15 protein-coding genes are annotated in these 25,077 nt (G+C 67.6%); 5 read left to right on the top strand and 10 right to left on the bottom strand.

Features of this window, described 5'->3' with window-relative positions:
• The 3 genes from MLGJGCBP_RS15240 to MLGJGCBP_RS15230 form a co-directional block, all read right to left on the bottom strand.
• Positions 1–8,776, bottom strand: an 8,776-nt coding sequence (locus MLGJGCBP_RS15240) for a non-ribosomal peptide synthetase (RefSeq protein WP_160096605.1), incomplete at its 3' end; no start/stop codon positions are given.
• Between the two features lie 206 nt (positions 8,777–8,982).
• Positions 8,983–10,932, bottom strand: a complete 1,950-nt coding sequence (locus tag MLGJGCBP_RS15235; RefSeq protein ID WP_160096603.1) for a S9 family peptidase — start codon at positions 10,930–10,932, stop codon at positions 8,983–8,985.
• Between the two features lie 24 nt (positions 10,933–10,956).
• The gene (locus tag MLGJGCBP_RS15230; protein WP_160096601.1) at positions 10,957–12,357 is read right to left on the bottom strand and encodes a carotenoid oxygenase family protein; all 1,401 of its coding nucleotides are present in this window, start codon (positions 12,355–12,357) and stop codon (positions 10,957–10,959) included.
• 140 nt (positions 12,358–12,497) lie between these two features.
• Here MLGJGCBP_RS15230 and MLGJGCBP_RS15225 point away from each other — a divergent pair, with 140 nt between their 5' ends.
• The 3 genes from MLGJGCBP_RS15225 to MLGJGCBP_RS15215 are packed head-to-tail and all read left to right on the top strand — an operon-like array spanning position 12,498 to position 14,973.
• Positions 12,498–13,760: a pyridoxal phosphate-dependent aminotransferase gene (locus tag MLGJGCBP_RS15225; RefSeq protein WP_005253480.1), complete on the top strand. Its 1,263-nt coding sequence runs from the start codon at positions 12,498–12,500 to the stop codon at positions 13,758–13,760.
• Positions 13,761–13,816: 56 nt separating this feature from the next.
• Entirely contained in the window at positions 13,817–14,536 is a 720-nt protein-coding gene (locus tag MLGJGCBP_RS15220; protein WP_124395729.1) for a helix-turn-helix domain-containing protein, read from the top strand.
• The gene (locus tag MLGJGCBP_RS15215; protein ID WP_087561845.1) at positions 14,533–14,973 is read left to right on the top strand and encodes a hypothetical protein; all 441 of its coding nucleotides are present in this window, start codon (positions 14,533–14,535) and stop codon (positions 14,971–14,973) included. Before MLGJGCBP_RS15220 ends, MLGJGCBP_RS15215 begins: the two co-directional genes overlap by 4 nt.
• Here the strand turns inward: MLGJGCBP_RS15215 and MLGJGCBP_RS15210 are convergent.
• The gene (locus MLGJGCBP_RS15210) at positions 14,964–16,139 is read right to left on the bottom strand and encodes an MAB_1171c family putative transporter (RefSeq protein WP_328799518.1); all 1,176 of its coding nucleotides are present in this window, start codon (positions 16,137–16,139) and stop codon (positions 14,964–14,966) included. The genes MLGJGCBP_RS15215 and MLGJGCBP_RS15210 overlap by 10 nt on opposite strands.
• 9 nt (positions 16,140–16,148) lie before the next feature.
• The gene (locus tag MLGJGCBP_RS15205; RefSeq protein WP_236581106.1) at positions 16,149–16,595 is read right to left on the bottom strand and encodes a hypothetical protein; all 447 of its coding nucleotides are present in this window, start codon (positions 16,593–16,595) and stop codon (positions 16,149–16,151) included.
• Between the two features lie 575 nt (positions 16,596–17,170).
• Between MLGJGCBP_RS15205 and MLGJGCBP_RS15200 the strand changes: the two genes are divergently transcribed.
• The gene (locus tag MLGJGCBP_RS15200; protein WP_160096595.1) at positions 17,171–18,460 is read left to right on the top strand and encodes a YibE/F family protein; all 1,290 of its coding nucleotides are present in this window, start codon (positions 17,171–17,173) and stop codon (positions 18,458–18,460) included.
• A gap of 11 nt (positions 18,461–18,471) precedes the next feature.
• Here MLGJGCBP_RS15200 and MLGJGCBP_RS15195 read toward each other — a convergent pair whose 3' ends face one another.
• From MLGJGCBP_RS15195 to MLGJGCBP_RS15180, 4 genes are all read right to left on the bottom strand, one after another.
• Entirely contained in the window at positions 18,472–18,705 is a 234-nt protein-coding gene (locus tag MLGJGCBP_RS15195; RefSeq protein WP_236581105.1) for a hypothetical protein, read from the bottom strand.
• A gap of 85 nt (positions 18,706–18,790) precedes the next feature.
• The gene (locus tag MLGJGCBP_RS15190; protein ID WP_201453068.1) at positions 18,791–20,197 is read right to left on the bottom strand and encodes an Hsp70 family protein; all 1,407 of its coding nucleotides are present in this window, start codon (positions 20,195–20,197) and stop codon (positions 18,791–18,793) included.
• Positions 20,198–20,312: 115 nt separating this feature from the next.
• Positions 20,313–21,272, bottom strand: coding sequence for an esterase/lipase family protein (locus MLGJGCBP_RS15185; RefSeq protein WP_160096591.1), 960 nt, complete (start codon positions 21,270–21,272; stop codon positions 20,313–20,315).
• A 104-nt stretch (positions 21,273–21,376) separates the two neighbouring features.
• A complete protein-coding gene (locus tag MLGJGCBP_RS15180; protein ID WP_160096589.1) occupies positions 21,377–22,699 on the bottom strand; it encodes a UDP-glucose dehydrogenase family protein in 1,323 nt (440 codons plus the stop codon).
• A gap of 105 nt (positions 22,700–22,804) precedes the next feature.
• Here MLGJGCBP_RS15180 and MLGJGCBP_RS15175 point away from each other — a divergent pair, with 105 nt between their 5' ends.
• Complete coding sequence (locus MLGJGCBP_RS15175) at positions 22,805–23,323, top strand: arsenate reductase/protein-tyrosine-phosphatase family protein (RefSeq protein WP_160096587.1); 519 nt, start codon at positions 22,805–22,807, stop codon at positions 23,321–23,323.
• Here the strand turns inward: MLGJGCBP_RS15175 and MLGJGCBP_RS15170 are convergent.
• Complete coding sequence (locus MLGJGCBP_RS15170; protein WP_160096585.1) at positions 23,297–24,967, bottom strand: polysaccharide biosynthesis tyrosine autokinase; 1,671 nt, start codon at positions 24,965–24,967, stop codon at positions 23,297–23,299. The genes MLGJGCBP_RS15175 and MLGJGCBP_RS15170 overlap by 27 nt on opposite strands.
• Positions 24,968–25,077: the final 110 nt, after the last annotated feature.

Genomic DNA, 25,077 nt, shown 5'->3' with positions numbered 1-25,077 from the left:
CCCACCCCGCACCCCCCCGGCCCGCGCCCGGCGTCCCGATCGCGATATCGGTCGACCCGCTCAACTTCGCCAACAGCACCGCCAACGCCGCATGCACCACCATGAACGGCGTCGCACTCTGCTCGCGGGCCAGCGCCGCGAGACGCGCCACCGTCGCCGTCGGCACCGTGAAGTCGATACTCGCACCCACCCCCGACCGCACCGCCGGACGTGGCCGATCAAGCGGCAGAGCCAGCACGTCCGGCAGACCCGACAGCGCATCCACCCAGTACTCGAGCTGCTGCGACATCAGCGACGTGGGATCGTCCTCGGAGCCGAGAACGTCTCGTTGCCACAGGGTGTAGTCCGCATACTGCACCGGCAGCGGGGTCCACGACGGTGCGTCGCCGGCTGTACGCGTGGAATAGGCGTGCACCAGGTCGCGGGCGAGTACCTGAATCGACCACCCGTCGATGCTGATGTGGTGCACCACCATCACCAGCACGTGTTCGTCGGGCGCCTCGCACCGCAACAATGTGAGGGCGATCGGGATGTGTGTGGTCACGTCGAATCCGCGTGCCACCGCTTCCCGGATCCGTGTATCCAGAGCGTCGGCCGGGGCGACGCCGGGCACAACATCGACCAGATCATCGGTCGCGGCGTGATCGACCGGCAGCACCAGCTGATAGGGGCCGTCAGGGGATTCGGGAAACATCGTCCGCAGCGATTCGTGCCGTTCGACGATGTCCGCGGCGGCCCGGCGGAGCGCCTCGACGTCGAGGGAGCCGGACAGCCGCAGTGCCGCCGCGACATTGTAGGCACTCGACGTGGGGTCGAACCGATTGAAGAACCACACTCGAGTCTGAGCCAGGGACAGGGGAAGCCTGTCCGGCCTCGGGCCGGACACGAGTGCGGGGCGCGGTCCCGCACCGGCGTGCGACCGGTCGACGACGGCGGCCAGAACCCCCACGGTGGGCGCCTCGAACAGCGACCGCACGTTCAACCCGGTGCCGAGCTCAGCGTTGATCCGGGCCACCACACGAGTCGCGGTGAGGGAGTTGCCGCCGAGATCGAAGAAATTGTCCGACATACCGATCCGCGAGACGCCGAGTACGTCCGCGAGAATCTCCGCGAGGACGTACTCGGTCGGGGTGCCGGGCGGGACGAACTGTGCGGAACTCGCGAACTCCGGGACCGGCAGTGCCTTGCGGTCGAGTTTGCCGTTCGCAGTCAACGGCAGTTCCGCGAGCACGACCAGCGCCGACGGCACCATGTACCGGGGAAGCACCGTTGCGGCCGCGTCGAGTAGCGCCCGCTCGTCCGGGGATCTTCCGGGCGCAGGCACCACGTATCCGGCGAGGTAGTCGCCGGTGGACCCGTCATTGCGGGCCAGTGCCGCCGCCTGTGCGACATCTTCGTGCCGGAGCAGCGCCGCCTCGATCTCCCCGAGTTCGATGCGCTGGCCGCGGAGCTTGACCTGGAAGTCCGTGCGGCCCAAATATTCGAGGTGCCCGGTCGGGAGCCACCGAACAAGGTCACCGGTGCGGTACAGCCGACTACCGTCTCGCGCATTTCCCGCGGCCACGAAGGGGTTCGCGACGAACCTGTTCGCCGTCAGATCCGGCCGGGCCTGGTATCCGCGGGCGAGTTGGATCCCGCCGAGATACAACTCCCCCGCTACCCCGACGGGGACGGGACCCAGGCGTCCGTCGAGCACATACGTCTGGGTGTTCCAGACCGGCGCTCCGATCGGCACGGTGGACTCGTCCGGCCCGGTCTCGTAGTGGGTCACGTCCACCGCTGCTTCGGTGGGACCGTACAGGTTGTGCAGCTCCGCCCCGCTCATCCGGTGCAGATCCGCCGCCGTCACAGGAGGCAGCGCCTCACCACTGGTGAACACCCGGCGCAACGAAGGGCACCCGTCGACGTGTGCCCCGGCCAGGAACACCGCGAGCATCGACGGCACGAAATGCACCGTGGTCACGGATTCTTCGCGGATCACCCGCTCGAGATAGGCGGGATCACGGTGCCCGTCCGGCTCGGCGATCACCAGCCGCGCGCCGGTCTGCAACGGCCAGAACAACTCCCACACCGACACGTCGAAGGTCGCGGGGGTCTTCTGGAGAACCACGTCGTCGCCGCTGAGCGGGTACCGATTCTGCATCCACAGCAGCCGGTTGACGATGCCCTCGTGCGGTACTGCCACACCCTTGGGTCTGCCCGTGGAGCCGGAGGTGAAGATGACATACGCAGGGCTTCGGGCATGCAACGGCCCCAACCGGTCCCGCTCTCGGACGGGGTCATCGGACAGCCCCGACAGGTCGAGGGTGTCGAGGTCGACCGCCGGAACCTCGGTGGGCAGCGTCACCCGATCCGCGGTGGTGGTGAGAACGACGACCGGACCGGCAGTGGCCGCGATGTACGCGATCCGCTCGGCCGGCTGGTCCGGGTCTATCGGGACGTACGCACCGCCGGCCTTGATCACGGCATAGATTCCCACCAGCAGATCCACCGACCGTCGCACCGCTACACCCACGAGCGATTCGGGGCCCACGCCGCCGTTGATCAGGAACCGCGCCAGCTGATTCGCGCGAGCGTCGAACTGTGCGTACGTCGACACGGCCCCCTCGAACACGACGGCTGGGGCGTCGGGCGTGTGAGCCACCTGCGCGTCGAACAGCTCGGCGAGAGTGAGTCGAGGCACGTGGTGCTCCGTCGCATTCCACGTGTCGACCACCAGCTCCCGTTCCTTCGGAACAAAAACGTCGACGTCGCCGACCGGTGTGTCCGCGTCGCGCGCGATGGTCTCGAGAATCCCGATCACGCGCGCCGCGAGTGTCGTGACGGTATCGCGATCGAAAATTCCGCGCCGGTAACGCAGGCTCAACCGCAATCGGGGTTCGAGGATCGACAGCAGTGTGATCGGGTAGTGCGTGGCGTCACGCGCATCGAGAGCGGTCACTCGCATTCCCGCGATGTCGGTGTGCTCGTCGAATCCGGACTTGTCGACGGGGTACGACTCGAACACCGACAGCGTGTCGAACAGGTTGCCCAGACCCATGCGCGCCTGGATGTCGCCGAGTCCGAGGTAATGGTGATCGAGCAGGGAAACCTGCTCACCCTGGAGGCGTGTGAGCAGCTGCGCACACGTCTCGTCCGGGTCCATCCGCATCCGCACGGGCACGGTGTTGATGAAAAGCCCCAGCATGCCCTCGACACCGGACAGCTGCGGCGGACGACCCGACACGGTGGCACCGAACACCACGTCGCGACGGGAGAGCAACCGGGACAGCAGTATTCCCCACGCCGCCTGGACCACGGTGTTCATGGTGACTCCGTGGCGCGCCACCACCGCGTCGAGCGCATCGATGAGGGCCGCGGGTAGTGCGATGTCGAGCTCACCCGGAACGCCGTGCTGTTCGGAGGACGCATGCGGTGCCAGCAGTGTCGGCTCGTCGAACCCCTCCAGCGCGCGTTCCCAGGCCCTCAGGGATTCGTCTCGGTCGCGTGTCGCCACCCATTCCAGGTAGGCGCTGTACGGCCGCGGTTCCGGGAGGGCGGGAGCGCCGTCCGCGGCATAGCGGACCAGTAACTCGCGCACCAGCAGTGGCATCGACCATCCGTCGAGGATGATGTGGTGGTTGGTCAGTGCCAGCACGTGACGCTCGGGTGCAGTGCGAATCAACAGCAGGCGCACCAGCGGAGGTCGGGCGAGGTCGAATCGGGCGACACGGTCGTCGTCGAGGAGACGCTCGAGTTCCTCTCCGGCCCTCGACCCGTACCCGGTCAGATCCACCTCACGCCACGGCACGTCCACCCTGTCGACAACCAACTGCGCCGGGACTCCGTGCTCGTTGTACTCGAATGCGGCACGCAGATTGGCGTGGTGTGCGAGCACGCCGGCGGCAGCACGGCGCAACCGCGCCGAGTCGACCGCGCCCTCGAGGTCGATGCGCAGTTGCGCGGTGTAGATGTCCAGTGAATCGGCGGCGAGCGTCGAGTGGAACAGCAGACCGGATTGCAACGGGGACAGCGACCAGATCTCTCGCAGCCCCGGATACGAGTGTTCCCAACACTCGATCCGACTCTGGCTCACCGTGACCAGCGGGCAATCGGACGGTGTCAGACCACCCGCGACGGGCTGAACAGTGTGCGCGGCAAGACCGTCGAGGGCGCTTCGCCACAGATCCGCGAGGGCGGCGACGTCGGAGTCGCGGATCACCCCGGTCGGATATGCGAACGATGCCGTCAACCGGGGCCCCTCGGGGCTGTCGACCACCATCGCGTTGATGTCGATCACCGCAGCCACCGCCATGCCGGATCCACTCGCTGTGATCAGGTCCGGTGACTCGGGGTCCGGCATCCAGCCCAGATCCTGCAACTCGCCGAGGTGTTGCACGCCCACGCGGCCCAGGTAGTTGAAGCTGATCTGCGGCTCCGGAAGACCCCCGAGAATCGACCTTGCGCTCTCGTCGAGATGCCGAAGCAATCCGAATCCGATGCCACGGGCAGGCACCGCGACGAGCTGTTCCTTGACGGTCTTGATCACGACACCGGCAGCATGTGCACCCTCGAACGCCCCGCCGAGATCGACGGCCGGCAGTTCGAGCCGGACCGGGAAGGCACTGGTGAACCAACCGACGGTACGTGCAGGATCCGCACCGGCCACGGCCTCCTCCTCGCGCCCATGGCCTTCCAACGTCAGCAACACCGAACGTTCGTCGACCCCGTGCGAGTGTCGCCACTGCACGACCGCCATCGCCAGTGCCGACAGGAGCCCGTCGTTGACGCCGCAGCCGAACACATCAGGAAGTCGAGCGAGCACCGCATCGGTCACGGCGGAATTCACGTCGATGTGTACCCGCTCGGTCGTGCGCATCGTGTCGATCGCGGGCGCGATCGGACGTGTGCCGATCTGTGGGTCGGGGCCGCTGAGAACCTCTCGCCAATAGGGCAACTCGTCTCTGTGAGCTCCTCGATCTGCCGCGTCCTGCAGTCCATACGCCCAGCGGCGGAACGACGTGCCCACCGGGGCCAGCGTCGGCGTCTGCCCCGCACTCAGCTGCAGCCACGCCGTCGCGAGGTCCGGCAACAGCACGCGCCACGACACACCGTCCACCACCAGGTGGTGCGCGAGAATCAGCAGTCGGCCTGGTGCACCGGCAGATTCGGAGACACACCACACCAGCTGAAGCATGACCCCGCTCGCCGGGTCCAGGCGCGCCGCAGCCGCCGCACACTCGACGCTCACCACGTCGGTGAACGCACGGCTCCCGGGTGCCGCCGCCGTGACGACCCTCGAAATCCGATCGCCCGCCGGCACGCTGCCGACGGCCGTCGTCTCGAACGCCCAGGTACCGTCGCCGTCGGGGACGAACTTCGAGCGCAGAGCATCGTGGTGATCGAGCACCGCCGCGAGCGTCGCACTCAACCGATCCGAATCGACATCTGACGGCAAAGTCAGCAGGAGCGCCTGGAAGTAATCGTCGAAAGGGCCGCGCTCGAGCATCGAGCACATGATCGGCGTCGGCGGGATACGCCCGACGCCGCCGCCCTCGAGCTCCTCGAGGACGACCGCCGTTGCCGCCTCCACCGGCACCGCCACTGCGGCGATTGCGGCGATCGTCTTGTGCTCGAACACCGCCCGCGCACTGAAGCTGAGACCGAGCTCCCTGGCTCGGGCGGCGATCTGCATCGCGACGATGCTGTCGCCGCCGAGCGCGAAGAGACTGTCGTCCACACTCACCCGGTCGAGGCCGAGCGCCTCGGTGACGAGACCCGAGAGCAGCTCCTCCGCCGGTGTCGACGCGGCGCGGAACTCGTGTTCAGCTGACCCGAAGTGCGGTTGAGGCAGTGCACTCCGGTCGAGTTTGCCTGCCGCCGTCACCGGCACGTGTTCGAGCGACATCACTACCGACGGGATCATGTGGGACGGCACGATTTCGGCGACACCCTCGACAATCGCGACCGGATCGAATTCACGACCGGTGTCGAGACGCACGTACGAGACCAGCGCCGTCGTGCCGCTCGCCGTCCGATGAACCACCGTCGCCGCGAAGTTGACGCCGTCCTGGGCGAGCAGTGCCGCGTCGATCTCGCCGAGCTCGATGCGGAAGCCACGGATCTTGACCTGGGTGTCGGACCGGCCGATGAACTCGAGCGTGTAGTTGCCTGCCTCGGTTCCCTGCGACGACCGCACCCAGCGCACCTCGTCACCGGTGCGGTAGAGCCGAGACCCCGGCTCACCGAAGGGGTTGGCCACGAATCGGTTCGCCGTCAGCCCGTGCCGATGGTGATAGCCACGTGCGATTCCGGGGCCGGCGAGGTAGAGCTCACCCACCACCCCCACGGGCACGGCACGGAGCTTGCGGTCGAGCACCACGACGCTCGCCCCCTGGATCGGCCTGCCGATGGTAATCGGATCGCCCGGCGTCAGCGGCTCACCTGCGGTGATGATGATGGTCGTCTCGGTCGGCCCGTAACTGTTGGTGAGGCGGCACACCTGCCCGAAGCGCTCCACCAGGTCGGGGGTGCACACGTCCCCGCCCACCACCACCGCCTCGAGATGTTCGAGCCCACGCGGGTCGACTGTGTTCATCACCGTCGGAGCCGTGATGATGTGGGTCACGCGCTGTTCGCTCAGCAGGTCGACGAGGTCGGTTCCACCGTGCACCTCGGGCGGGGTGACAACCATCGTGGCACCGGCGCTGAACGCCTGGATCATCTCGAATACCGAGGCATCGAAACTGGCCGACGAGAACCGCAGCATCCGCGATTCGTGGTGAATGCCGAGTTCCGGGCGGGCGCCGGCCGCGAAGTTCGACAGACCGCTGTGGGTGACGACGACCCCTTTCGGAAGCCCTGTCGATCCCGATGTGTAGATCATGTACGCGGGGTGGTGGACCGACAGCGGGGCGCGACGATCCACGTCGCCGATCGCGGCGCTCCGCTCCCGGTCGCACCGGGCGCGCACCTCGTCGTCGTCGAGGACGAGCCAGTGAATGCCGTCGGGCAGTGTTGCACGCAGTTCGTGCAGTGTGAGCCCCACCAGTGCCCCCGAATCGGACAGCATGTGCGCGACTCGCTCGGGTGGCAGCTTCGGATCGACAGGCACGAAAGCGGCCCCGGTCTTGGCGACCGCCCAGAACGCGACGAGTGACTCTGCCGACCGGGGAAGACTCAGCGCGACGAAGGTTTCCGGTCCGGCCCCCGATTCGATCAGCAGTCGCGCCAGTTGATTGGATCGCTGGTCCAGCTCGCGGTAGGTGATCGCCCGTCCCGCCGCCCGAATCGCGACTGCGTCCGGTGAGGTCGCAACGCCGTCGGCCAGCAAGTCGGGGAGGAGCCGCGCCGGCTCTGCCCGCGGACCGCGACACGGCACGAGATCCGCGCGTTCGTCGGCGTGCAGCACGTCGAGAGCGGCGATGCGGTCGGTGGCGGCCGACGCGGCGAAGGCGGCGAAGAATTCGAGGAACCGGGCATGGTGACCGTGCAGTTCCTGTTCGGTGTACAGATTAGGGTTGGCCTCGAAGTCGACCTGCGCCACGTCGCCTGCGACACCGGGATAGATGTTCACTGCGAGGTCCTCCACCGGACCGGTGGTCAGCACGTGGAGCCGGCCGATCGACGGACCGAGCCGAATCTCGTCGTGGAACATCATGATGTTGATCGACGGCCCGAAAAAGCCGCGACGACCACCCAGGATGCCCGCATCCCGTCGTATGTCCTCGTGCCGGTACCTCTGGTGACGTAGCGCTCCGGTGAGCGCCAGTTGCGTGCATCTCATCAAGTCGACGGAGGTCGTTTCCTCCCCGACCGAGAGTCGGATCGGGAGGACGTTGGAGATCATGCCGCCCGAGCGGCGCAACCGGGAGGTGGTGCGTGCCGAGACCGGCAAGCTCAACACCACGTCGTCCTGGCCGGTCAGGCGGGACAGGAATGCAGCGACGGCAGCCACCGCGGCTGTCGCGAACGTCGCCCCGGGTTCCCGATCGGTCAGATTCTGCAGTGCGGCTGTCGTAGCGGCGGACAGCGGTGCGCTGCTCACCAGCGACTGCGCGCCGATCTCGGCCGCTCGCCCGGCGAGGCTGATCGTCGGTGGAAGATCGAGGCTGCGTTCGGCCCAGTACTTGCGGTCCGTCTCGAACCGGCTCGAGGTGCGGTAGCGCGCCTCTTCTTCGACGACCTCCCGCAATCCACTCGCGGTGAACTCGGCCGGCGTCCGACCCTCGACAGCCGCGGTGTACAGCTCCGCGGCGCGGTTCATGAACGTCATGGCGCCGAAGCCGTCGAGGGCAATGTGGTGAATTCGCGAGTACCAGAAGTAGCAGTCGTCGGCGACACGCAACATGGCCGAGCGGATCAGCCGATCATGGAGGAGATCGATCGGGTTGCCGCATTCGGCGCGCATCCACGCGTGCGCCGCAGCCCGCGGATCGGGGTCGGAACGGAAGTCGAGGTGTGTCATCTCGAAGCCGAGCGACTCGTCGACCGTCTGGAGCGGCTCACCGTCCCACTCGACGATCCGGAGCAGTCCGGTACCGAGTTCCCGGAGCGCGGCGGGTCCGATCCGCGCGAGCAGGCCGATGTCGAGATCGGCGATACCGACCTCGACGTACTGAGCGATGACGATCGGAACGTCGCCCAGCAGGTGCTGGGCGAACCACATTCCACGTTGAGCGGCGGAGAGTGGGAACAACTCGGACGGCGCTACGACATTCGCCATCACCGTGTCCGAAGGGACCGAATTCGTATCGAAATCGTCCAGCGATGACACCCTCGGCCCTCGGCAATCCATATATCGACACTGAAGCGCGCGAAGGGAACACCCATGTCACTCAGTTGCGGCTATCGACTCGTCTCTCCGACGCTACGCGCGCCCCAGCAGCCGACGCGAGACCTTGCTCCGTTCAGACCCCGCGGTCTCTAAATCTCGGCGATCAGAGGAGAGCACAACGGACGGTTTTTTTTGTGCATCAAACGCTTCAGGTTCCGGGTGGACGGTCAGCCGTTGGCCGGCCGCCACAGTTCGAGTCGCGGAATGTCCGGCGGCTCGAATCCCAGTACCTGCCCGTAGAAGGAGAGTTCGGCGTTACGGGAGCTGATGAGGGTGGCCAGCTTCCGGAATCCGTGCGACTCCCCCTCGTACTCGAGGTAGGCGTGCGGAATTCCCTTCTCCACGAGCGCATCCCGGAACCGTTCCGCCTGCGACGGCGGCACGATCGGATCGTCGAGCCCCTGCAGCAGCAGCACCGGGCAGTTCAGCCCGGCGACGTTGTTGAGCGGCGCCCGCTCGGCGTAGAGGTCGGCGGCCTCGGGCAGCGGTCCGATCAGACCGTCGATGTACCGGGACTCGAAGTCGTGCGTCTCCTTCACGAAACCGTCGAGTTCGGCCACACCGAAGTAGGAGGCACCGCAGGCGAACACGTCCGACGTCGTCAGTGCCGCGAGCACGGTCCAGCCGCCGGCGGATCCGCCTTCGATCGCCAGCCGGCGGGGGTCCGCCATCCCCGCCTCGGCCAGGCCGGTCACCGCGGTCACCACGTCCTCGACGTCGACGACCCCCCACTGGCCCCGCAGCCGGTTGCGGTATTCGCGCCCGTACCCGGTGGACCCGCCGTAGTTCACGTCGACGACACCGATGCCGCGGCTGGTGAAGAACGCGAACACGGGATTCAGCGACGGCGCGACCCGCGACGTCGGCCCGCCGTGCACGAACGCCACGTACGGCGGCAGTTCGCCGTCCTCGCCCCGGTACCGCGGGTGCCGCGGCGGGTAGGCGATCGCGTGCACTTCGCGTTCGGCACCCTGGAATGTCAGCTGCCGGGCTTCGGGGAGGTACGCCGCCTCGGGCAGTTCGGTGACGGACAGCCGGACGGTGCGGAGTTCACCGGTGTCGAGGTCGAGTTCGCGCAGGCCCGCCGGGGTCTGGGCGCCGCCGGTGAGCAGCAGGATCCGGTTACCGTTACGATCCCCGAGCCCGATGCTGGTGTGCCCGTCCAGCGGGATGTCCACCAGCGAACCGGTCGCCGGATCGAGCACGGCGAGGGTGTCGGTGCCGAACGTCCGCACGGTCAGCAGTGAGCCGTCGTCGCGGCGGGTGTGCCAGCGGCCGCCGAGCATCCACAGGGCACCGCCGAAGTCGGCGTCCATCGGGCACAACGCCACCGGCGCGGGGTCGTCGATGCCCACCCGGTACAGATTCCACCAGCCGCTGCGGTCGCTGATCGTGTACAGCTCGGTGGGCCCGGCCCATTCCGGTTGCAGCACCGATTCCTCGGTACCGCCGAGAAGTGTCCGCACCTTCCCGTTGACGCGGCCGCCCTCGACGGCCACGACCCTGAGCTCGGTGCCGTCCCACGGCATCTGGGGGTGGTCCCACGCGATCCACGCGAGGTGTCTGCGGTCCGGGGACAGCCGCGGATTGGCCAGGAAGTCCGAGCCGGCGACGACGGACCGCACCCGATGCGGGTCTTCGGCCGCCGACCCGTCCAGCGGGACGACGCAGATGTCGCGGGACACGCCGCCCTCGGTGTCGTGCGTTTCGCGGACCGCCCACACCTCGCCGTCGACCACCGACAGGTCGCCGTACCGCAGCGAGCAGGGCTGCGGCGGCTCCGGTGTCAGCGGCACCGGGGTCCCGCCTTCCAGCAGGTACAGGCGCTGGTCGCTGAACTCGGCGAACACCAGGTGGCCGGCGTCGGTGACGGTCCAGCCGCCGCCGCCGTACTCGTGGACGCGGGTGCGGGCGTTCCACGGCGCGGGCAGAATGTCTTCCGGCTCGTCGTCGAGGCCGAGCCGCCGCACCGCGACCCGCCCGCCTTCGCTGGGTCGTAGTTCCGACCACCACACGTCGTCGCCCACGTACCGGCCACCCTCGACGGCGTGGCCGCTGGAGGCGAGGTCCGCCGCCGCGATCGGAGAGGGCCAGGAACCGTAGGGCGCAGAGGTCATCCGCCGAGGATATTCCGCCGCCCGCTACTCCGCTGGCAGCCACGCGCCGTGAAGGCCCGCCGGAACCCGAATCGGTAGTCGCACCTTCCCGATCGGCCCCGACCCGGGGTCGTCGGCGGGCAGCACGAAGAACCAGGACGTCAGGTCGCTGCGGTCGGTGCCGATCATCCCCCAGTACTCGTGCTCGGCGCCGGGCATGAAGATCGGTTCGCCCACCGACACGCTGCCCGGGTCCCAGTGCGTCTCGGTGCCGCGGGCGGTGTCGAAGAACCACAGCGAATCCTGCCGTCCCTGGCTGCGGTCGAGTTTGCCGACCGTCGCCACGGTGCGGTGCCCCCTGGTCAGTTCCCGGTCGTCGACCCGTGGGAACTCGACGTCGCGGTCGCACACCACCTCTCGTGTCACCCGTCCACTGCCGGGGTCGACGACGGCGCGGACCAGCGAGCCGAGGGACGGCGCCGGAGCCTTCGCGAATCCACCGGGATACGTCCACTCCACGTAGTCGACGCTCACCCTCCCGTCGGGCAGGTCGAACGCGTTCGCGAAGTGCCACACCCAGTACGCGTCGTGCGTCGTCCACCGCACCGGACCGCCGTCGCGGGGAATCAGCGCGATACGCGTGCCGTCCTCCGGCCGCCAGTCCAGCACGGACCCGCCGGTCAGCACCGCGGCGATGTCGAACACCAGCGGGCACAGCATCAGCACGATGTACCGCTCTGTCAGCGCCATGTCGTGGATCATCAGCGGTGTGTCGACGCCCTCGACCGCCGTCGGGGTCCGCGCGACCGAGCCGTCGGGATTCGCCACCGACCACGTCAGATACGGGGGCTCCAACATGTAATTGAACAGGACCATCTGCCCGTTGACCGGGTCGATCTTGGGGTGCGCGGTGCTGCCCACGCTCATGGCGCCGTCGCAGTTGTCCCGCCCGAGCGTGCTCAGGTCGGCCGGGTCGAGGCGGAACGGCAGCGTGGTCTCGGCCATCGCGAGGAGTCGTCCGCCGTGCCGGACGATGTTGATGTCGGGCAGTTCCCGGGACGTGCCGGCCAGTTCGGGCCCCACTTCGTCCTCGGTCGGCGTGTAGAGGTCGGTGACCCCGGCCCAGATGACGTGCCCGGCCTTCTCTTCCGCCGTCACCATGGGCGTGCGGACGAACCGGTTGGTGTACCGGGCCGCGCCGTCGGCCAATTCGACCCGGTGAACCATTCCGTCACCGTCGAGCGGATACACGTAGGTGCCGATCGGGTCGAACCGCGGATTGGGACCGTTGCGCAGATAGGCGCCGTGCAGATCGGCGGGCAGTTCGCCGATCACCTCGAGGTCCCGGACGTCGACCTCCTCCCGCTGCGGCTCGAACACCCCGACGAGATGGCTGTGGTGCGCGATATCGACGGGGCCGGGACGACGGGTTACCGGTGCTGACATGTGGGGTCATTCCCTCCGGGCGCGGTGAACACGACCCCCTCTCGAGGGTACGTCGGGCACCTGCGCGGGCGGCGGGTTTCGACGACACGACGGCGGCCCGATACCCACCAGTAGAAATCGGGTTGCCCGGGAGTGGGAGAATGACCGTCGTGAGCAACCCAGACCACGGCCACCACCGCATGCCGCATCGCAAGCTGGAGCAGTCCACCAAGCTCCAGAACGTGCTCTACGAGATTCGTGGACCGGTCCATGCCCACGCCGCCCGGCTGGAGGCGGAGGGACACCGGATCCTCAAGCTCAACATCGGCAACCCCGCGCCGTTCGGTTTCGACGCGCCCGACGTGATCATGCGCGACATGATCGCCGCGCTCCCGTACGCGCAGGGGTACTCCGAGTCCAAGGGCATCCTGTCGGCGCGCCGCGCGATCGTCACCCGCTACGAACTGGTCGCCGGATTCCCCGAACTCGACGTCGACGACATCTACCTGGGCAACGGCGTGTCCGAGCTCATCACGATGACGATGCAGGCGCTCCTCGACAACGGCGACGAGGTGCTGATCCCGGCGCCGGACTACCCGCTGTGGACGGCGATGACGAGCCTCGCCGGCGGTACCCCGGTGCACTACCTGTGCGACGAGGGCAACGACTGGAACCCGGACATCGCGGACATCGAGTCCAAGATCACCGACAAGACCAAGGCCCTGCTCGTCATCAACCCGAACAATCCGACGGGTGCGGTGTACTCGATGGAGGTGCTGCAGCAGCTCGTCGACCTGGCGCGCAAGCATCAGCTGCTGCTTCTCGCGGACGAGATCTACGACAAGATCCTCTACGACGACGCCAAGCACATCTCGCTGGCGACGCTGGCCCCGGATCTGCTGTGCCTGACGTTCAACGGCCTGTCGAAGGCGTACCGCGTCGCGGGTTACCGGTCCGGCTGGGTGGCCATCACCGGCCCGAAGGAGCACGCCGCCGGTTTCCTGGAGGGTCTCGACCTGCTGGCGTCGACGCGGCTGTGCCCGAACGTGCCCGGTCAGCACGCCATCCAGGTGGCGCTCGGCGGGCACCAGAGCATCGAAGACCTGATCCTGCCGGGTGGCCGGCTGCTCGAGCAGCGTGACGTGGCGTGGGAACGCCTGAACATGATCCCGGGTGTCTCGTGTGTGAAGCCGAAGGGCGCGCTGTACGCGTTCCCGCGTCTGGACCCGAACGTCTACGAGATCTACGACGACGAGAAGCTGGTCCAGGACCTGCTGCTGCAGGAGAAGATCCTGATGGTGCAGGGCACCGGTTTCAACTGGCCGGACCACGACCACCTCCGGATCGTGACGCTGCCGTGGGCACGGGATCTCGCTGTCGCCATCGAGCGGTTCGGTAATTTCCTCACCAGCTACAAGCAGTAGGATCGAGACACAGCAAGCGACACGCGCGTCGCTTGCGTGTCTCCTGGGGGAAAACAATGGTCACCAGCACCCGCGCGCGTTTCGGACAATTCGTCCACCGGCGACGGCGTTTGCTGAACCTCACACAGGACCAGGTCACGGCCGCCGGTGGCCCGTCCGACGCAGCTCAGACACGCGCCGAGAACGGGACCGGCCCGGATCCGAGCATCGAGACGCTCCGCAAACTAGACGTCGCGCTGCGGTGGGCGCCGGGCAGCGCGGCCCGCACCCTCGACGGCGGTCACCCGACTCCCCTCGAGGCGCTCGACGGGGACGAGCGGGCGCCGTCGTCGCGTCCGCTGACGCTCGGACCGTCGGAGATTCCGCTGGATCTGGACACGATCATCGAGATCCTGGGGCCGCACACCCAGCTCACGAGGCTGAGCGTGGCGCACCCCGAGGTTCCGGGTCTGGTCGAGGCGGCAGGTGAACTGAGCCGTGTGGTCTCGAAGATCACCGGCGCTTACGTGACGCGGTTGCTGGAAGTCAACGGAGGACCTGCCGGACCCCGCCAGCCGCTGGTGGAGTTCGCGTTCGGCCACCTCCTGGAGGAGCCGTCGACCGTCACCGACCCTCGCGAACTGGAGGAGGCGCGGTATCGCCGTTTCCTCTACGGCCGGGGGGAGGATCTCGACGCGGCCACCCGGGAGCGTTTCTGGCGCCGATGGGAGGACGCGGTGAAACTCGTCGCCACCGACGATCCTGAACGCAGCGGAGACGCGGAGGTGACCGCATGAACGGGGTGCCGTTGTCGGTGCGGGTCAACCGCCTGTTCTCCCTCGCCCACGATCTCGACGGTCCCGAACCGGGCGAGGACACGGTCGCCGCGGGGGTGTCGCGGATCCTCGGCCGCCCCGTCGCGCCGTCCGAGATCGAGTCTCTGCGCAGGAACGATCACGAGCCTCCGGAGCCCGACGTCCTGCGGGCGGTCGCGCAGCATTTCCACGCCCCCGAGCAGTACCTCGCGGCCGACGGCTACCACGACTACGACACCCTGGTCCGGTTCAAGATCGCGGTCCGCGAGGCGGGGGTGCGGCACCTGTCGATGAGATCGCTCGACGCGAACGCGGAGCCGACCACCGCCGAGATGGAATCGCTGATCCCGCTGCTGGAGAATCTGCGGCGGAGCCACGGCCCGTTGCCGGTCGCGTCGCCGGACCCCCGTCAGACCTGAGCGGGGACGCGCGCCGACGGGTCCTCGGGCCCGCCGAACTGCGGGAGGCGCCGCGCCCACAGCGCGGCCGCCGTCTGCTCGCCGTCCTTCCAGTGGTCGGCCAGCCGTGCCAGTTCCCAGGGTTCGCCGCCGACGTCGGTCGCGAACCGGTGCGTCGTCCCGCCCGTGCCGTGTGCCCGGTGACCGGCGCTGCGGGCCAGGCACGCGAGGTGCAGTCGCGCCGCCGTGACCACGGGCGGTGCGATGCCGGTGTGGTCGCCGAGTTCGAACACGACGTGCCGGTCGAGGATCATGATCGCGTCGCGGATCTCGACGCTCATCCGGTCCAGGCGGCCGCGGACGGACAGCGCCCGGCGGTCGGCCGGCCGCAGTTCCAGGACCACTTCGGGGACCGCGCCCGTCAGGGTCCGCCACATCGGCTGCAGCCGGCGAATGACCCGCCGCGACCGCCACCGGTGACCGAGCACCCGGACGGCCGGCCCCGCCGCGATAAGTGTGCCTACCGATACTGCGATCAGGCGGACCAGCAGCCCCGACTCGGCGCGTACTTCTGTGAATCCGTTGCCCTCCCGGACGACATTGAGAACACCAGCCGCCGCTATGAGCGCCATGTCCATCGCCTCCACAAATGCCAGCGCCAGAACAGCAACGAAGATGCGGCGTTCGCGCCCCCGTGAGGCGCGGCGGATACTTTTTGCCGCTATCCAGGTGATCAATACGCACGCGCTGAAAAGCGGGATCGAATAGGTGATGCAATACGCGGCGAAGTACCACGCGGCACCCTTCTCGATGGACACATTCGCTTCTCGAGCGGGACCGCTCAGAAAGATCAGCGCCATCGAGGGCACCGCCATCGCAATGAGGGCAATGCTGTGGATTCTCGGCATCCGATCAGGTCCCAGTGCCCACGTCGAGAACAAGCTCAGCAGGGACGCCGCCATCAGCATGATGCAGATATTGCTGGCCGAGGTAGCGGCCCCGCGACCCAGCCATGAGCTGGCGAGCTCACGAACTCCTGGCTGTGGCAGCGTGACCGAGAGGGCGGCGAAGGTGAGCGCTGCATTCATCCTGTGTTCGGCGAGTGTCGAACGGAGGACTGCGAAACGCACCAAAGCCACGCCCCATATCAGGGCGAGCACGGGCCAGACGACGAAGGCGGGCGGCATGTGCACGCGTTAGAAGCTTCCGAGCATCCGAGCGGTGCGAGCATCGCTGTGGTGCTCGCTACCGTCGGCTCGACGACCGGCCATGATGAGCGTAGCCAGTAGCTCCGCCTCGTATTCCTGATCGCTCGAGTAGTTGGACCGCCCGAACACCTTCACGACACCCGCTGTGTCGACGCCAGGAATGCCCCTCCGCGGCAACTGTGCAGGTTCCGAGATCTCGCCGATCGCCTCGCGATCGTGCCCTAATTCCATGTGAGCAATCTCGTGGCAGATGATGTGAGTGGCGTGCACGTCCGACGTCCCGCCGGGATACAGAATCACGTCGTCGTCGGCTCGCGAGAGCCAGAGGCCGAAGTGACCTCCCGCAATGAGTGACCGGTCGACGGAAATCAACTCGATGGGCCGTCCACGACGGCTCGCCACACTGTCGACGAGCTGATCCCTGGTCCAGGGCATGGGAATACCCATCTCCGCCATGATCCGGCGAAGGTGGTTTCTGGATCGCGACGGCCGCGAGATTCGCACTGGGAACACCTCCGAACGGCGATAATCCTAAGCCGTCGGACTCCAGGTCACGACACGGTGGCAGATTTCACCTACCCAGTTGACGAATACCCCCACCGTGTCGGTAGATTGGCAACCGGCACCTCGAGTGCCGCGAGCACCTGTCGCCCCTCCCCCCCCCTGTGGGCGCCAGGTTGGTGGCGGGGTCAACCCCCCCTGTACCCCGCCACCCAGCTCGGCACTTCTCTCCACGCAGCGGCTTGTAGTCCGCGGAACACACCCCTCGTTCGGAGTTCCGGACCACCTTTGCGTGAAGTTCGGCGTTCGCTGCAAATTAGCTGCTGCGTGCCGTCCTCCGATATCTAATCACACTGGCGACATATAAGCGATACGAGAGCAATACGCACCGGACAGGACGGCAACACCGGCACCGCACGCCACTTCCGTCACAGCGCCCCCGGTGCGCTTCCGGCTACCCTGTCGTGCGTGCGGAGACAATCCCCCCAGCAGCCGACGCAGCGCGGACGATGAGCGAATTCCACGGACACGGCCACGGCCACAGCGACGGGCCGGCCCCGATGGGACCCGTCGCCGCCAAGGTGGTGGTCGGGCTCCTCGTCGCCATCGGTGTCGCGGTCCTCATCGGCGCAATCGCGTTGTGGCCCGGCAAGCCGAGCGTCGACGTCGAACAGCCGTTTCAGAGCGCCCAGGGCGGCGCTGTCGTCACGGAGTCGGGCACGGTCACCATGCAGAACATCGGCGACTGCGGTAGTCCGTCGGCCGGGCGCGCGTTCACCGGCGCGCCGCTGCCCCCGCCCGCGGGTGCCTACGAATGTCAGCGCAGCGTCGTCGACATCGAGTCCGGTCCCAACTCCGGCACCCAGACACTGCTCGAGATCATTCCGGGCCCCGGCCAGCCCGACCTCCGGGTGGGCGAGCGCATCCGGCTGTCCCGCCAGACGGATGTGAACGGCACGACGGAGTACTCGTTCGAGGACTACGCCCGCGGTCTGCCCGTCACCCTCATCGCACTCGCGTTCGCCGCCGTCGTGATCGCGGTCGCGCGGTGGCGCGGGTTCCGGGCGCTCGTCGGCATCGTCGTCTCGTTCGGGGTGCTCGTGCTGTTCACGCTCCCAGCCCTGCTGGACGGGCAACCGGCGATCCCGGTGGCTCTCGTCTCCGGCGCCGTCATCCTGTATGCCGTGCTGTATCTCGCGCACGGCGTCTCGCTGCGCACCAGTTCGGCGTTGCTGGGCACCCTCGCGTCGATGGCTCTGGCGGCGGTCCTCTCCTACGCCACCATCGAGATGACGCGCCTGACCGGGCTGTCCGAGGAACAGAACACCAACGTCCAGACGTACATCCAGCACGTCAGCATCACCGGACTGCTGCTGGCCGGTTTTATCATCGGCTCGCTGGGTGTGCTCAACGACGTCACCATCACGCAGGCGGCGTCGGCGTTCGAACTGGCGTCGCTCGACCCGGACGCGTCGAGGCGCCAGATCTTCGGTTCCGCGATGCGCGTGGGCCGCGATCACATCGCCAGCACCGTGTACACCCTCGTCCTCGCGTATGCCGGCGGGGCGCTGCCGCTGCTGTTGCTGTTCAGTGTGGCGGGCCGGTCGATCCAGGACGTGCTGCTCAGCGACGCCGTGGCCATCGAGATCGTGCGGTCGGCGGTCGGCGGCATCGCGTTGGCGTTGTCGGTGCCGCTGACAACCGCGATCGCTGTGATGCTGGCACGCCCGATCGGCGCGGGTCCCAGCGGCAACACGCCCGCGGTCAGGCCGTCACGGGGTGGCCGTCATTCCAGGTAGTGGGTAGACCGCTAGCTGAAGAGTCCGACCTCCCGGAGGACGATGAAAATGATGGCGATGACCATCAGCGCGTAGACGGTCAGCATCGTCACCTTGGCCGCATGTTCGCTGGTGGGCGGAAACATCTTCAGGATCGGCTTCGTATACGCCACGAGCCGTCGTGTCTCTACCGGCGCGGCCGCCGAAGACGGGGAAACGTTGGGAGTGCTGTGGAACTCCGCGGGATTTGCAGTCACTGCACACATCCTCTCTACGCCGGAACCATTCCCATCGTAGGCCCGCGGGGTGGGACCCGGCACCTCGAATCGGCAGCCGGGTCGCGCCGGATGTCTAGGTTCCAGGGAACCTGGGGAGTTCGGGCAGTTGGAACGGCGGCAGTTGGATCTGCGGCAGACCGGGAAATATCGGTGCGGGCGGAGGCGGGGGCGGTGCAGGTTCCGCCTCGGGAATCCGGATCTGCGACGCCGTCTGCACGGGCGCCTCGACGGTCTCGGACGTCGGAGGCGGCGAGGGCGTCGTCGGTGACGGTGTGGCCATCTCGGTGACGACCGGCGGTTCGGTGACGAGTTGCGTGGTCACCGGCTGCGATGACCCCTCGGTGCGCGCCCACAGGTTCTGGCCGTACCCAAGACCGAGGCCGATGACCGCCACCACGGCGAGCGCGGTGCCCGCCAGTGCGGCACCACGGATCTGGATTTTGGCCACCTGCTGGCTCGGCGGCGGCGCCGCGGCGCGCAGCCACGACGGGGTACTCGACGGCGCACCGCTGCGCGCGACCACTGCGGTCGAAGCGTGCCGGAAGGCGTTCGACTCAGGCGTGTACTGCGGCGGCGGGAGGACTCGGGCAACCTCGACGGCCGGCGGCACCACAGCCTGGGCGAGCAGCGCAGCACCTTGTGCCGCAACGAGTTCGGGATCGTCGGGAACGATGACCGGCAACCCGAGCCACGACTGCAGCACCGTGCGCACGAGTGGGATGCGCGCACCGCCACCGGTGAGCACCACGGCATCCGGGGTCCGCCCCGACCACGTGATCACGTCGCGGGCGAGGCGTGCCGACGATTCGACGGTGACACCGATCAGCCCGTCGAAGACGTCGCGCGACAACAGCAGCAGTCCACCCTCGCCGGGCACGGCGACGGCGCCGCCGGTGGAGAGCCGCTCCTTCGCCTCACGACAGCGGAGGTCGAGTGCCTGGCTCGCGGCCGCGTCGCGGGGCGCCTCGATGCGGTTGTTCTCCAACTGGTTGGCCCGAACCATCCGGTCGAAGACGTCGCCGCTCACCGTGTCGGTGCGGACCGTCTCGACCACCTCACCCGTCGCCCGGTCGACGACGCTGACAGTGAGCCCGGAGCTGCCCAGGTCGTAGAACACCAGCGTCGCGTGGCCGCCCAGGGCTCCCGAGACTTCGAGGAATTTCAGCGCGGCCGAGACCTCGGTGACGAGTTGGTAGTTGGCGAGTTGCTGCCGGGCCATCGCCGCCTGGACGGCTCCCGCCTGCGCTTCGTCGCGGTAGGCGACACCGGTGGCGTGCACCTGCCCGGCGTCGGGTGCCCCCGCGAGGACGACGCCGATCGATTCGGCGGCCAGTTCCTCCGGCAGGTCGCGGCCTGCGGCGACGACCTGGGCCCGGAAATCGGGGACGTGCCGGCTCGCGGCGTCGTCACGGTTCACGGAGTCGGGTCGTGCCAAACGCACAGCGCTCGCACCGACCGACACACCTAGAACCGAACTCATGGGCCGCCTGACTCGACTGTGCACGGGTTCGATCCGGAATCCCCCCACTCCATGGCGCGCAGTCTAGCGAAGCGGTCCGACACGGCAACCGGGCCACCGTTCGGCGGTAGGCAACTCAGAAGTTGCTCGCGATGATCACTCCCGCGATGCCGGTGCCCAGCGGCACGAACGTGCACGGCGGCACGACCGCGTGGGTGGGATCGAGGGTGTTGAGTACGAGTTGCTGGGAGAACGGGTCGTAGGGCAGGTTGAAATGTCCGGTCTGATCCAGCGGGCACAGGTCCTGGACGAGGATGTTGGTGGCACCGGGGTCGTGCAGCGCGACGTTGGTGTACGGCTGAATGACCTCGTCGTAGCGCGTCCCGATCGTGGTGTATTCGACGCCGGGCACGGTGTCACCACCGGCATTGAGCGCCGTGAGGAACGGCGATCCCTGTACCTGCTCGGCGAGCGCCTCCGAACCGATCCCTTCGATCAGATCGGTGCCCCCGGGAACGGACGTCACCGCCGTCGCGATCCCGAAGAAAGTTCCCCCGTAGGTGGGCGACGCCAGACCGATCCAGCGGTGCACCTTCGAGGCTCCACCGAGCCGGTTGACGTAGTACCGGGCCACCGTCGCGCCCTGCGAGTGACCGATCAGGTCGACCTCGTCCGCACCGGTTGCGGACAGCACCTCGTCGACGAACACCTGAAGTTCGGCTGACCCCTGGGTCATCGTCTGCATCCCGAAGTGTTCGGTCCCCGGTTTCTGCCCGTAGTTGACGGCGAACACACAGTAACCGGCGGCCTTCAGTTTCGGGCTCAGCCCGGCCCAGTTCGCATAGGCGCTGCCGTCGCTTCCGTGCACGAGAATCACGGGGCGGGGATGTGCGGGATCGGGGCGGCACGAGAAGTCGTTGGCACCGGGCGGCGCGGAATACGGATGGTGCTTCGCGTACGCGATCGCGGTGCCGGGGTCGGATTGCGGAGGCCCCGGCAGGGTCGGGACTTCCGCCGCGTGCGCGGGCGCGGCGCCGAGCACGCAGATCACGGCAGCGAGGAGTACGAGTAGGGATCCGTGACATGCTTTCGACATCGCCCAGCCCTCCGTTGCGATTGGGGCTGACGCTACCGTCCGCCGATGCTGATGGTGGTGGAGATCGTCAAATCCGCTATCGCGGGGTTCCGTACTCGGCGCCGCTATCCCCTCCCGAGGCCCCGATAGACCCACCCGGCGGTGCGCCAGTCCTCGGCGTCGAGGCAGTTGCGGCCGTCGACCATCACCCGCGCACGCACCACGCCGTTCAGATCCTCCGGTTTCAGGGCGGCGAACTCCGCCCATTCGGTGAGCAGCAGGACGGCGTCCGCGTTGTCGCAGGCCTCGACCGCCGACGTCGCGTAGTTCAGCGTCGGGAACAGCCTTCGGGAGTTGTCGAGGGCCTTCGGGTCGTAGACGCTGACGACGGCCCCGTGCAGCTGCATCATTCCCGCGACGTTGAGTGCCGGGGAGTCGCGGACGTCGTCGGATTCCGGTTTGAACGCGGCGCCGAGGACGGCCACGTTGGCGCCGAGCAGTGACCCTCCGCAGGCCTGCGCCGCCAACTCCACCATCCGGGTGCGTCGGCGCATGTTGATGCTGTCGACCTCCCGCAGGAAGTGCAGTGCCTGGTTCGCACCCAGCTCACCGGCCCGGGCCATGAACGCCCGGATGTCCTTGGGCAGGCAGCCGCCGCCGAAGCCGAGACCGGCGTTGAGGAACCTGCGGCCGATCCGCGCGTCGTAGCCGAGGGCGTCGGCGAGTTGGGTGACGTCGGCGCCGGTGGCCTCGCACACCTCGGAGATGGCGTTGATGAAGGAGATCTTGGTGGCGAGGAACGCGTTGGCCGAGACCTTCACCAGTTTCGCGGTGGCGAGGTCGGTGACCAGGAACGGAATGTCCTCACCGAGCAGCCGGGCGTACAGCTCACGCAACTCGGCCTCCGCGCGTCCGGGGTGCAGGCGGTCCACCCCGAGCACCATCCGGTCGGGGTGCAGGGTGTCCTCGACGGCGAAGCCCTCCCGGAGGAACTCCGGGTTCCACGCCACCTCCACGGCGTCCCCCGCCGGCGCCAGCGCGCGGGCCCGGGCACCCAGATCGGCCGCCGTCCCGACGGGAACGGTCGACTTGCCGACGATGACGGCGGGACGGTCGAGCATCGGCGCGAGGGTGTCGATCACCGAGTGCACGTGCCGCAGGTCCGCGCCGTACTCCCCCTTCTTCTGCGGGGTGCCGACACCGAGGAAGTGGAGGTCCGCGAACTCTGCGGCCTCGCGGTACGACGTGGTGAAGTGCAGTCGGCCGGCGTCGATGTTCCGGCGCAGAACGTCCGCGAGGCCGGGCTCGTAGATCGGGACCTCGCCGGAGGAGAGCTTCGCCACTTTTCCGGGATCGATATCGACGCCGAGGACGTCGTGACCCAGCTCCGCCATGCAGGCGGCGTGGGTGGCTCCCAGGTATCCGGTTCCAAACACGGTGCAGCGCATGCACCATTGATAACCAGTGCAGGTGAGCGCGATATTTACCCGACAGATGTTCGAAGCCAACAGTGCGTGTACGCACGGTGCGGACCGAGACCTTATGCTTCGCCCATGCATGTTCTCTTCGTCTGCACCGGAAACGTCTGTCGCTCCCCAACGGCTGAGCGCCTCACAACGGCATTTGCCGAGGAGCTCGGAATCACCGATCTCACTGCCGAAAGTGCCGGTACGCGGGCCATGGTCGGTCATCCGATGGAACCCACCGCGGCACAGGTCCTCGAGGGCCTCGGGGGCGACCCCAGCGGATTCACGGCGCGGCGGCTCACCGAGGATCTCACGGTGGACGCCGACCTCGTGCTCACCATGACCGAGCGTCAGCGCGACAAGGTATTGGCTCTGGCACCTGAACAGTTGAAGAAGACCTTCACGCTCAAGGAGGCCGCGCGGCTTGCCGTCGCTGCGGAGGCGAAGACGGTTGCCGAATTGGCGGCGGCGCGTCCCAAGCACAGGCCTGAGGTGACACCTGAAGACATCTCGGACCCGATAGGGAAGGACGAAGACACCTTCCTGGCCATCGGGTCCGAGATCGCGGAACTGCTGGGACTACTGACGCGGACCGTCCGGCCCTGACTGTCCCTCCACGTCTTCGCGATATCGCCGGGCGCGGCGCGGCGCGGGAGGCTGCGCTGCGCCCGGCGTAGACGGATTCACCTGGTCGACCCAGTCGGTGTCATGTTCTTGTTCGAGCACCTGATGTGCCTGGGGTTCCGGGTATGTGGGGCCGTGGTGACCGTTTCCTCCGTTACCGCCGTTCCCGTTCGGAGCATGGGTCCGTGACGGCGGCGCCGTCGGGAACGCGGGAGCGCCGACAGTGGCCAGTTGTGGACTCGGCACGGGTGCCTTCTGCATCTGAGGCAGTGACTTGTCGGTCTCGTAGTAGTACTTGTACTCGTACACGCCCCTGCCCCGGCTCGGTGTCATCGTGATGATCGTGCCCAGGATGGTGGCTCCCACGCTGTGCAGGTTGCCTACAGCACGGGTGAGTTGATCACGCCTGGTTTCGGCGTGCCGGGCAATGACGAGCGCCCCGTCGGACATCGCAGTCAGGACGGTGGCATCTGTGACCGGAAGCAAGGGCGACGCGTCGATGATGACGTAGTCGAAGCGTTCCCGCAGATCTTCGAGAACCTTACGGGCGGTGTCGGTTCCGAGGAGTTCGCTCGGGTTGGGCGGGATGGGGCCGGACGCGAGCGCGGTCAACCCGTGATACTGGGTCGGCTGCAACACCGAGTCGAGGTTGGCCTGGCCAGCCAGCACGCTGCTGAGACCGACCGAACCGACGATGCCCAAGTACTTGGATACCCGCGGCTTGCGGAGATCGCCTTCGACCAGGCATACTCTGTGGCCGCCTTCGGCCAGGACCAGCGCGATGTTGATCGCTGTGGTCGTCTTGCCTTCGGTGGGCAGCGAACTGGTGACCACGATGATTCGGGGCGGGTTGTCGACTTCGAGGAACTGGAGGTTGGTGCGAAGCTCCCGGTAGGCTTCCGCACTCGACGAGTGCCCCTCCGTGAAATTGATGGCCTGCTGCGTCTGCCGATCCTTGTCGAACGGGATGGTTCCGATCAACGCGGAGCCGGCCAGCTCTTCCACGGTGCGCCGATCCTTGACGGTGTTGTCGAGACGGTCCCGCACCACGGCGAGTGCGATGCCCAGGAGCAGGCCGACCGCCGCACCCAACGCCAGGTTTCGCAGCGTCTTCGGGGAGACAGGAATCGACGGCGTCTGTGCTTGCTGTTCGACCACGACACGCGCTGCCGGAGCGCCGCCCCTCTCCGGGGTCTCCAGTTCCCGGGCCATGACGACGAACTCGTCGGACAAGGCGTTGGCGATGTCGCGGGCGCGTTCGGGCGAGGGATCCTGGACCGTGACGTCGATCAGCACAGTGTCGGGCGCCGACGTCGCCTTCACCTGGGAGGCGAGCTGTGGCGCGGTCATGTTCAAGTCGAGCTTGTCGATGGTGCGCTGGGCGAGCGTGTCACCGGTGAGCAGCTTGGTGTATGAGGTGACGCGCTGCTGCGAGAACAGGTTGCCCTGGTAGATCTCGTTGACGGAGGCGCCCGAGGACGTCGAGACGAACATCCGCGTCGACGCCTCGTAGATCGGGGTTGTCAGCAGTGAGGCGCCGAGCGCCCCCAGGATCGCCACCACCGTCGTGACCGCAATGATCTTCCACCGGGCCTGCAGTATGCGCAGATAGTCTTGCAGTTCCATTATCGAGTCTCCCCTCGAGACCTGGACCACCGAAATGGTGGCGTTCCTGTTGCTCTTTGCCTTGCATATTGACCCGACAACTCGGCTATATGGTACGGACCGGTATCGCT

This window comes from Rhodococcus sp. T7 (genome assembly GCF_009872365.1).
Classification (GTDB): Bacteria; Actinomycetota; Actinomycetes; order Mycobacteriales; family Mycobacteriaceae; genus Rhodococcus_F.
The sequence above is the reverse complement of the archived record's forward strand: the minus strand, read 5'-3'. Positions and strand labels throughout refer to the sequence as shown.

Excerpts from the sequence above, each read along its gene's own strand:
- MLGJGCBP_RS15170 (WP_160096585.1), bottom strand. The coding sequence starts at position 24,967 with ATGGAACTGCAAGACTATCTGCGCATACTGCAGGCCCGGTGGAAGATC.
- MLGJGCBP_RS15190 (WP_201453068.1), bottom strand. The coding sequence starts at position 20,197 with ATGAGTTCGGTTCTAGGTGTGTCGGTCGGTGCGAGCGCTGTGCGTTTG.
- MLGJGCBP_RS15185 (WP_160096591.1), bottom strand. The coding sequence starts at position 21,272 with ATGTCGAAAGCATGTCACGGATCCCTACTCGTACTCCTCGCTGCCGTG.
- MLGJGCBP_RS15205 (WP_236581106.1), bottom strand. The coding sequence starts at position 16,595 with ATGCCCTGGACCAGGGATCAGCTCGTCGACAGTGTGGCGAGCCGTCGT.
- MLGJGCBP_RS15215 (WP_087561845.1), top strand. The coding sequence starts at position 14,533 with ATGAACGGGGTGCCGTTGTCGGTGCGGGTCAACCGCCTGTTCTCCCTC.
- MLGJGCBP_RS15180 (WP_160096589.1), bottom strand. The coding sequence starts at position 22,699 with ATGCGCTGCACCGTGTTTGGAACCGGATACCTGGGAGCCACCCACGCC.
- MLGJGCBP_RS15175 (WP_160096587.1), top strand. The coding sequence starts at position 22,805 with ATGCATGTTCTCTTCGTCTGCACCGGAAACGTCTGTCGCTCCCCAACG.
- MLGJGCBP_RS15235 (WP_160096603.1), bottom strand. The coding sequence starts at position 10,932 with ATGACCTCTGCGCCCTACGGTTCCTGGCCCTCTCCGATCGCGGCGGCG.
- MLGJGCBP_RS15230 (WP_160096601.1), bottom strand. The coding sequence starts at position 12,357 with ATGTCAGCACCGGTAACCCGTCGTCCCGGCCCCGTCGATATCGCGCAC.
- MLGJGCBP_RS15220 (WP_124395729.1), top strand. The coding sequence starts at position 13,817 with ATGGTCACCAGCACCCGCGCGCGTTTCGGACAATTCGTCCACCGGCGA.
- MLGJGCBP_RS15195 (WP_236581105.1), bottom strand. The coding sequence starts at position 18,705 with ATGTGTGCAGTGACTGCAAATCCCGCGGAGTTCCACAGCACTCCCAAC.
- MLGJGCBP_RS15225 (WP_005253480.1), top strand. The coding sequence starts at position 12,498 with ATGACCGTCGTGAGCAACCCAGACCACGGCCACCACCGCATGCCGCAT.
- MLGJGCBP_RS15200 (WP_160096595.1), top strand. The coding sequence starts at position 17,171 with ATGAGCGAATTCCACGGACACGGCCACGGCCACAGCGACGGGCCGGCC.
- MLGJGCBP_RS15210 (WP_328799518.1), bottom strand. The coding sequence starts at position 16,139 with ATGCCGCCCGCCTTCGTCGTCTGGCCCGTGCTCGCCCTGATATGGGGC.